At 51.6% G+C, this 8,567-nt stretch carries 7 protein-coding genes and 1 tRNA gene; all 8 read right to left on the reverse strand.

All coding sequences use genetic code 11. From position 1 onward, the window contains the following. Positions 1-44 precede the first annotated feature (44 nt). Positions 45-133: transfer RNA gene (locus M0651_RS23710), tRNA-Ser, on the reverse strand. A 62-nt stretch (positions 134-195) separates the two neighbouring features. Then, entirely contained in the window at positions 196-1,482 is a 1,287-nt protein-coding gene (gene serS, locus M0651_RS23715) for a serine--tRNA ligase (protein ID WP_248554134.1), read from the reverse strand. A 140-nt stretch (positions 1,483-1,622) separates the two neighbouring features. Beyond that, positions 1,623-2,201, reverse strand: a complete 579-nt coding sequence (pdxT, locus tag M0651_RS23720; RefSeq protein ID WP_248554135.1) for a pyridoxal 5'-phosphate synthase glutaminase subunit PdxT — start codon at positions 2,199-2,201, stop codon at positions 1,623-1,625. Positions 2,202-2,313: 112 nt separating this feature from the next. Next, complete coding sequence (gene pdxS, locus M0651_RS23725; protein WP_248554136.1) at positions 2,314-3,195, reverse strand: pyridoxal 5'-phosphate synthase lyase subunit PdxS; 882 nt, start codon at positions 3,193-3,195, stop codon at positions 2,314-2,316. 88 nt (positions 3,196-3,283) lie between these two features. Next, positions 3,284-4,726 (reverse strand): D-alanyl-D-alanine carboxypeptidase family protein, encoded by a 1,443-nt coding sequence (locus M0651_RS23730; RefSeq protein WP_372491047.1) that lies wholly within the window; start codon positions 4,724-4,726, stop codon positions 3,284-3,286. Positions 4,727-4,836: 110 nt separating this feature from the next. Beyond that, positions 4,837-6,294, reverse strand: coding sequence for an IMP dehydrogenase (guaB, locus tag M0651_RS23735; protein WP_248554138.1), 1,458 nt, complete (start codon positions 6,292-6,294; stop codon positions 4,837-4,839). 373 nt (positions 6,295-6,667) lie between these two features. Then, positions 6,668-7,258 carry an ATP-dependent Clp endopeptidase proteolytic subunit ClpP gene (gene clpP, locus M0651_RS23740; RefSeq protein WP_248554139.1) on the reverse strand — a complete coding sequence of 197 codons (591 nt, stop codon included), beginning with the start codon at positions 7,256-7,258 and terminating at the stop codon, positions 6,668-6,670. A 19-nt stretch (positions 7,259-7,277) separates the two neighbouring features. Further along, entirely contained in the window at positions 7,278-8,099 is an 822-nt protein-coding gene (locus tag M0651_RS23745; RefSeq protein WP_248554140.1) for an RNA polymerase sigma factor, read from the reverse strand. Between the last annotated feature and the right edge of the window lie 468 nt (positions 8,100-8,567).

An 8,567-nucleotide genomic window follows, 5' to 3' on the forward strand; every position in this document is an offset into this window, starting at 1 on the left:
CAAAAAACCGACTCCTTTTCAGGAATCGGTTTAATATTCTCGTATGGCGGAGAGGGTGGGATTCGAACCCACGTGGGCTTGCACCCTAACGGTTTTCAAGACCGCCCCGTTATGACCGCTTCGGTACCTCTCCAAAGGTGAATCCGATTTAGCGTAACAAATCAGATTCTACCATATCGCTTGCTGTCGCGCAAGTTAATTACGCTTGGTAATCTTCTGCAAATTACCCATATAAGGGCGCAGCGCCTCCGGAACCTCCACGCTGCCGTCTTCCTGCTGGTAATTCTCCAGGATCGCAGCCACGGTGCGTCCAACCGCCAGCCCCGAGCCGTTTAGCGTATGCACGAACTCCGGTTTCGCCTTTGGCTCCGGACGGAATCGAATATTCGCCCGGCGAGCCTGGAAGTCCTCGACGTTGGAGCAAGAGGAAATTTCGCGGTATAGACCACTCTCCGGCAACCATACCTCCAGGTCGTACGTTTTGGCTGCGGTGAAGCCCATATCGCCCGTACAGAGCGAGAGCACACGATAAGGCAGGTTTAACAGCTGAAGCACGCGCTCAGCGTTAGACGTCATCTTCTCCAGCTCCTCATAAGAGGAGTCCGGATGGACAATCTTGATCATTTCCACCTTGTTGAACTGGTGCTGCCGAATCAAGCCACGGGTATCGCGGCCCGCTGCACCGGCCTCTGAACGAAAACAGGAACTATAAGCGACATAATTACGCGGCAAGTCTTCCGCATTCAGGATTTCATCCCGATGATAGTTAGTCACCGGAACCTCAGCCGTTGGAATCAAATAGTATTCGCTGGCTCCGGAGAGCTTGAACAGATCCTCTTCGAACTTGGGAAGCTGACCGGTACCGTATAAGCTGTCGCGGTTTACGATGTAAGGCGGCAGCATTTCCTCGTAGCCATGCTCGTTGCTGTGCAGATCCATCATAAAGTTAATGAGCGCGCGTTCAAGACGAGCTCCCATGCCTTTATAGAACGTGAATCTTGATCCCGTAACCTTCGCTGCAGCCTCAAAATCCAGGATCCCCAAGTCAGCAGCAATGTCCCAATGCGCTTTCGGTGTAAACTCAAATTTCCGCGGCTCGCTCCAACGGCGAACTTCGACGTTCTCTACTTCCGAAGCGCCTACCGGTACGCTCGCATGAGGGATATTCGGAATGGAGAGCATCAGCTCGTCAATCTTCACCTCAAGCGCCCGAACCTCTTCGTCCAGCTCCTTGATGCGATCTCCGACTTCGCGCATTTCCACGATCAACTCGTCGGCGTTTTCCTTGTTTTTCTTGCGTTGTGCAACTTCTGCGGAAACGGTGTTCCGGCGGTTCTTGAGCGCTTCGCTCTCTTGAAGCAGCACCCGACGTTTCTCATCCAGCGGTGCAAAACCGGAGATGAGCTCCAGCGATTTCCCCCGATTCTTCAGCGCTTCCTCAACGCGCGCATATTCGTTTCGCATGATTTTCACATCTAACATGAATAGTCCCTCCTAGAATGATCCCGCACAGACCTGCCGACCTTCATCTGGGGAGACCCGCGGACGGAAAGGCTGCTATCGGAAGTTCAAAACGCCGTAAAACAGATAAAACCTTAACCCGCAAAGGAGTCAAGGCCTGCTTACGGCTGCTTGGTTTGCTTGATCATCTCTACAAAATAAGTATGTAATGAGAAGTCATCGGTCAATTCCGGATGGAACGACGATACGAGCAAATGCCCCTGACGTGCCGTCACGATTTCATCCTTATAGGTCGACAACACCTCGACTCCTTCTCCAACCCCCGTGATCAGCGGAGCGCGAATAAATACCGCCCGCAGCGGAACCTCAAGTCCCTTCACGTCCAGATCAGTTTCGAAGCTTTCGCGCTGACGTCCAAACGCATTACGCGACACCTTGATATCCATCAGTCCGAGATGAGCTTCCTCGCCGCCCTCGATCTCCTTAGCCATCACGATCAATCCTGCACAGGTCCCAAATACCGGTTTACCTTGTCCAGAAAAGTCACGAATCGCTTCCATAAAGTCGTATTTACGCATCAGTTTGCCGATCGTCGTGCTTTCGCCGCCGGGGATGATCAGTCCATCCAGCTCAGCAAGCTGTTCGGCGTGCTTCACAGTTACCACCTCAACGCCGGTCTTCTCCAAGCTGCGGATATGCTCCGCAACCGCGCCTTGCAGCGCCAACACCCCTACTCTCATGACAAACCTTCTTTCTCTATAAAGGTACTATGATGTACCCCGGCCATCGTCATAAGACGGCCGGGGTGGGTGAATTGCCTTTAATACCTTCGATAACTTCGTGAATCGACGATTACCAACCGCGATCCGACATCCGCTCTGCCGCGGACAACTTGGAGATTTCGATCCCTTTCATCGGCGCACCCAAGTTCTTGGATACTTCGGCAATCAATTTGTAATCCGTGTAATGCGTCGTCGCTTCGACGATCGCACGGGCGAATTTCTCGGGGCTATCCGATTTGAAGATACCAGAGCCGACAAACACCCCGTCCGCACCCAAATGCATCATCAAAGCAGCATCCGCCGGCGTTGCTACGCCGCCAGCTGCGAAGTTAACGACTGGCAGCTTGCCGTTCTCGTGAACTTCGAGAAGCAAGTCGTACGCTACGCCAAGATTTTTCGCTTCGGCATACAGCTCATCCTTAGACATGTTCTGCACCTTGCGGATTTGGCTGTTGATCAAACGCATGTGACGCACCGCTTCCACAATGTTACCCGTTCCCGGTTCACCTTTCGTCCGGATCATCGATGCGCCTTCACTGATGCGGCGAAGCGCTTCGCCCAGATCCTTCGCGCCGCACACGAACGGCACGGTGAAATCCCGTTTATCGATATGGAACACTTCATCCGCTGGAGTCAGCACTTCACTCTCGTCCAAATAGTCTACCCCAAGCGATTCCAGAACTTTCGCTTCCACGTAATGACCAATACGCGCTTTCGCCATCACCGGGATGGAGACAACCTTCATCACTTCTTCGACGATTGTCGGATCCGCCATGCGGGCTACGCCGCCAGCCGCCCGGATATCGGAAGGCACACGTTCCAATGCCATAACGGCGGTTGCTCCAGCCGCTTCGGCAATCTTGGCTTGTTCGGCATTCATGACGTCCATAATGACGCCGCCTTTTTGCATCTCAGCCATACCTCTTTTTACACGCGATGTTCCTGTTTCCATGTCCAATCCTCCCGATAATAATCTAACTAAATATTTTACAAGATCCAGTACAAATACACAACCCGTTTACTCGGATATGAAAGGACGCTTAGAAAAGATTTTTGATGCCATTAAACAGATCGCTGAAGAATTCACCGATTGCCCGCATCATTAGCTTAAACCAGCCGGCTTTCTCCGCATCCTCCGCCGTGATCAGGTTCACCGTCTTCTCAAGCGTTTGGTCCATGCCTGGAGCCTTAAACGAGTAGGTTACGGTTCCGACCTTCGTCCCCTGCTTCAGCGGCGCAGTCAACGTGCCCTCATCGGCCAGCGTTACAGTAGGTTGTACCGCACTAGTGTCCGCGCCTTTCGGCACGACGAAGCTAACCGCTTGATCCGTTACGACCGGAATCTCCGTGTTTTTTGCTTTCTTCACCGTCACGGTCTCCGTCCCCGCTACCGTTGTCTTCGGTGGTACGATTTGTTTCGTTTCAAAGTTATTGAAGCCGAAGTCCAGGACTTTTCGGGTTTCCACAAAACGGGCTTTATCCGAAGCCGTACCCATAACTACGCTGATCAAACGCATCCCGTTCCGCTCCGCAGTACCGGTAAAGCAGTTGCCGGCATTGGAGGTGTGTCCCGTCTTGAGACCATCCAGGCCTTCATATGCAAACTGCTTAAAGTTGGTTACTTCTTTGTTCGCTTCCAGCATCCAGTTCAGGTTGACCATTGGCGAAGTATCACGCTCGCGGAACTTCTTGCTTTGAATAGTCGTAAAGCGGGTAAAGTCTGGGTGGTCCGTTACAATATATTTCGCCAAAATCGCCGCATCGAGCGCTGACATGACGGTTTCTTGCCCGTCGGCCGGCCGGAATCCTTCCGGCATATCAGCGATATCCAAACCAGTGGAATTCGCGAAATGAGCCGTGTTCATTCCCATCCGCTTCGCTTCGTCATTCATCATTTTTACAAAAGCTTGCTCGGACCCGGCAACATGCTCCGCCAGAGCAACTGTAGCATCATTGGCAGAGGCGATCGCCATCGCCGTATAAAGTTCTTCTATGGTATGTTGGTCTCCTTCGGCCAGAAAAATCCGCGAACCGATCGTTTGGGCGGCATTTTTCCCTACCGTCACCACGTCGTCCCAACTGAACTTCCCTTGCTTCACCAGCTCAGCCACAATATACTCCGTCATCATTTTGGTCATGCTAGCCGGAGGCAACGGTTGATCTCCGTTCACATTTAATAGAATTTGGCCAGAGACGGGTTCCAGCAGGATTGCGGAACTAACCTCCAAACCTAAAGAATTCACAGAAGGAATCGAGGTGGCCGTTGTTTGCACTGTCGTCGTTTCGGTTGTCGTAGATTCAGTAGAAGTAGATTCCGTTTGTTCTCCCTCCGCCAGCGCCATCACCGGTGCTAGAGAGAAACATAGTAGATTTAGAAGGAGTACAGAAGCTACGCTTTTGCGCAGGAAACGCCGTTTGGTTGTCGATTTACGTTGTGGTTGTTTGTGTTTCAATGCCTTAAAGCTCCCCTCATATTCTTTCATTTGCTTTATCTATTCTATCACAGGGGTACCCGCAAAAAAAGACAAGCAGGACGGAAAACGCCCTGCCTGCGGTGGAAAATTATGGTGAGCCCTTTTTTTAATAGTACCTCTTACAGCGAGTAGTTTGGAGCCTCTTTGGTGATTTGCACATCATGTGGATGGCTTTCGCGCAAGCCGGCGCCTGTGATGCGGATAAACTGCGTATCGTTCCGAAGCTCATCCAACGACTTCGTACCGCAATATCCCATCCCGGAACGCAACCCGCCAATCAACTGATGAATCGTATCGGAGATCGGCCCTTTATAAGCTACACGGCCTTCGATCCCTTCCGGTACCAGCTTCTTGTCGTCGTCTTGGAAGTAACGGTCTTTACTGCCTTGCTTCATCGCGCCTAACGAACCCATGCCTCTGTACACTTTATACCGGCGGCCTTGGTAGATTTCCGAATCGCCTGGGCTTTCTTCCGTACCGGCAAACAAGCTACCCAACATCACGGCATGTGCACCGGCCGCGATTGATTTCGTAATCTCGCCGGAGTACTTGATACCGCCGTCCGCGATGATCGGAATCCCGTATTCACGAGCTACCGTCGCACAATCGTACACCGCCGTAACCTGCGGCACGCCGATGCCGGCGATCACGCGAGTCGTACAGATCGATCCGGGTCCGATCCCGACCTTCACCACGGAAGCTCCCGCTTCGATCAAGGCTCTCGTCGCTTCGCCCGTAGCCACGTTGCCTGCGATAATCGTTAGATCCGGATACCGTTTACGAAGCTCGGCTACCGCTTCAATAATATTGATATGATGACCATGCGCCGAATCCACCGTAATCACGTCAACACCGGCTTTCACCAGCGCGTCAGTCCGGTCAAAGGTATCCTTGGAGATTCCTACGGCAGCACCTACGAGCAAGCGTCCCTGCGCATCCTTGGCTGCGTTAGGGAATTGAATCGCTTTTTCGATATCCTTGATCGTAATTAGGCCCTTTAATGTATTGTGTTCATCTACCAGTGGGAGTTTCTCGATTTTATGTTTTTGCAAAATGACTTCGGCTTCCTGCAAAGAAGTTCCTACCGGTGCGGTAATTAAGTCATCGCGCGTCATGACGTCGCTAATCTTGATGCTGTAATCATGAACGAAACGCAAATCGCGGTTCGTCAGAATCCCCACCAGCTTATGCTCCTCATTCACGATTGGCACGCCGGAAATCCGGAATTTGCCCATGACCTGCTCCGCGTCGGACACGAGATGATCCGGAGTCAACGAGAAAGGATTTGTAATAACGCCGCTCTCGGAACGTTTCACTCGGTCGACCTCTTCGGCTTGCTGTTCAATCGGCATATTCTTATGAATGATTCCGATGCCGCCTTCCCGTGCGATCGCGATGGCGAGTGCCGATTCCGTGACCGTATCCATTCCTGCGCTCATGAGCGGAATATTCAGCTTTACCTTGTCGCTGAGCCGAGTGGACACATCCACCTCTTTCGGCAAGACCTCCGATTTACGGGGAACCAGAAGCACATCGTCAAACGTTAAGCCTTCCTTGTCAAATTTACTTTCCCACACCGTGATGAATCCTCCTTCGATTTGTTGTTTTGATGGGCCCTTTCCTGAAATCCGGGTATAAAAAAAACGACTACCGCTGTAATCCCTTAGAAGACATAACCCTTATATATCAAGACAGAATAGGCACTTACGAAAATATATTGTTCCCATCTTAGCAAAGCCCCCCTAGGCTGTCAAGGACAACCGCAGGCAAAAAAACAGTCGGCCGCCCAGTAAATACGAGTGTCTATTTGACGCGTACATTGGTTCGGTTTCATCATGGATTCTGATGCTAATCCTGCCCCATTCCCCCTGTTTTGATTCTGTAAAAAGAAAAAGGACGGAGGGCCGCTTTCACCCTTCTCCGTCCTTTCATTCCAAATCCATCGCTTCGTTACCGCTTGTCGTGGGTAATGACCTGGTCGATGATTCCGTACTCGCGAGCTTCGTCTGCGCTCATGAAATAATCCCGATCCATATCCTTTTCAATTCGCTCCAGCGGTTGCCCAGTGCACTCCGCCGCAATGGCGTTGAGACGTTCCCGGATCCCCAGGATCCGTTTGGCACTAATCGCAATATCGCTGGCTTGCCCCTGCGCGCCTCCATGCGGCTGATGAATCATGATTTCGCTGTTGGGCAAGGCAAAGCGTTTCCCTTTAGCCCCGGCCAATAACAGTATCGCGGCAAAAGACGCCGCCATCCCGGAGCAGATTGTTTGCACGTCCGGCTTCACATATTGCATCGTATCGTAAATGGCAAACCCTGCTGACGTCGAGCCGCCCGGACTGTTGATATAGAAGTAAATATCCTTCTCCGGATCCTCCGCTGCCAAGAACAGCATTTGCGCGGTAATACTATTGGCGACCTGATCGTCAATCGCCGAACCGAGGAACACAATCCGATCCTTCAGCAAACGCGAATAAATGTCATACGATCGTTCACCCCGTCCGGTTTGTTCGATAACATAAGGAATTACTGAACTCATGAGCTTACCCTCCTTAGAATCAGGCGGCGAGACCGAAGGACATGAACATGTGACGGCTCTGTACCGGGTCGGAGGCTGGAGAACCTGATCTGCTCTGCAGAGAGTTGCGACGATACGATTGGAGTGTTAAGACCGGAACCACATCCTGAGGCCGGACGTCGTTATACAGCAGCGCAAGCGCAGCGGCATCTTCTCGGCGGACCGCATCCAGATACGCAAGAACTATTACGTCATACCGACCTTCTGGAGAAGTGTCTTCCTTCATGAAGGGAACTTCACCTGAGGTGTTTTTTTCTCCCCCTCCGGAATCCTCCACTGCCTTTCGCAACCGGACTCTCGCTCTGTGCAAGGCGGCTTTTACGGCCCCTTCCGTCGATTGAATTAATTGTGCAGCTTCAACAGCCGTGTACTGTAAAATATCCATCAGCAGCAGCGCGGTTCGTTGAAGGGGTGATAGCTCGGAGACCAACGTCTCCATCGCGGCCCACACGTCAGCAGAATCGATCTGTCCCGGCGCTTGCAGAAGCTCATCCACGGGAAGCGAGTCCGCCTTAAGCCGCTTTCTCCGATTACGGTCAATCCAAGCATGCTGGGCCGTACGATACAAGTACGTTCGTGTGATTTGAACGTCGTCTCCTTTACCTAGCGTCGCCGACCAAATCTTGAGCCACGTATCCTGCGCTAAGTCGTCGCCTTCCCATGCGGAGCCGGCTAAAGATCGGCAATAATTACGTAGCTCCGTATTATGCAATTGCACCCATGTTCGAAAGTTGCCCCTTTCTGAGTGGGGCCGAGTACGCACGGTTTTCCGCAGATCCCGCTCTTTAGCTGCCATGGGCATCCGGAACACCTCCATCTGTAGTGTAAGATCTCGCCTTCCCCGCTTATCCATCCCAGTTTTATGCCCTCACGTCACGATCAGTCGTTGACCAACCTGGAGTAAATTAATTCTTTACTCACCGGTATAAACGTAGTTTTCAAAAGAATCGATACGCGGGATGACCCAAAGTTTTTAACGAAAGGCAAAATACGAGTACTTTGTTTCATATCATACACCATTTGAACGCAGCAGATGCAAGTTCACCACCGAGTCACGGTAGTACTCTTTCCTTCGCCTGACAATACCCGGGCTAAATAGTTGCACCTGTACAGTTAATTCGGACGATTCAAGGAATATCAGGCCAATTAACTCCAAATATGCAGTTAAATTTGCGCATTGGACCAGATATCACGGATATCACCCAAAATAACTGCAACCCGGCAACTAATCCTTCAACACCCATCTTCCTGAAATAACTGTATTCCCCCA

It is taken from the genome of Paenibacillus mellifer (assembly GCF_023195895.1).
In the GTDB taxonomy this organism is placed as follows: domain Bacteria; phylum Bacillota; class Bacilli; order Paenibacillales; family Paenibacillaceae; genus Fontibacillus; species Fontibacillus mellifer.

Excerpts from the sequence above, each read along its gene's own strand:
- serS (WP_248554134.1), bottom strand. The coding sequence starts at position 1,482 with ATGTTAGATGTGAAAATCATGCGAAACGAATATGCGCGCGTTGAGGAA.
- pdxT (WP_248554135.1), bottom strand. The coding sequence starts at position 2,201 with ATGAGAGTAGGGGTGTTGGCGCTGCAAGGCGCGGTTGCGGAGCATATC.
- M0651_RS23730 (WP_372491047.1), bottom strand. The coding sequence starts at position 4,726 with ATGAAAGAATATGAGGGGAGCTTTAAGGCATTGAAACACAAACAACCA.
- M0651_RS23745 (WP_248554140.1), bottom strand. The coding sequence starts at position 8,099 with ATGCCCATGGCAGCTAAAGAGCGGGATCTGCGGAAAACCGTGCGTACT.
- pdxS (WP_248554136.1), bottom strand. The coding sequence starts at position 3,195 with ATGGAAACAGGAACATCGCGTGTAAAAAGAGGTATGGCTGAGATGCAA.
- clpP (WP_248554139.1), bottom strand. The coding sequence starts at position 7,258 with ATGAGTTCAGTAATTCCTTATGTTATCGAACAAACCGGACGGGGTGAA.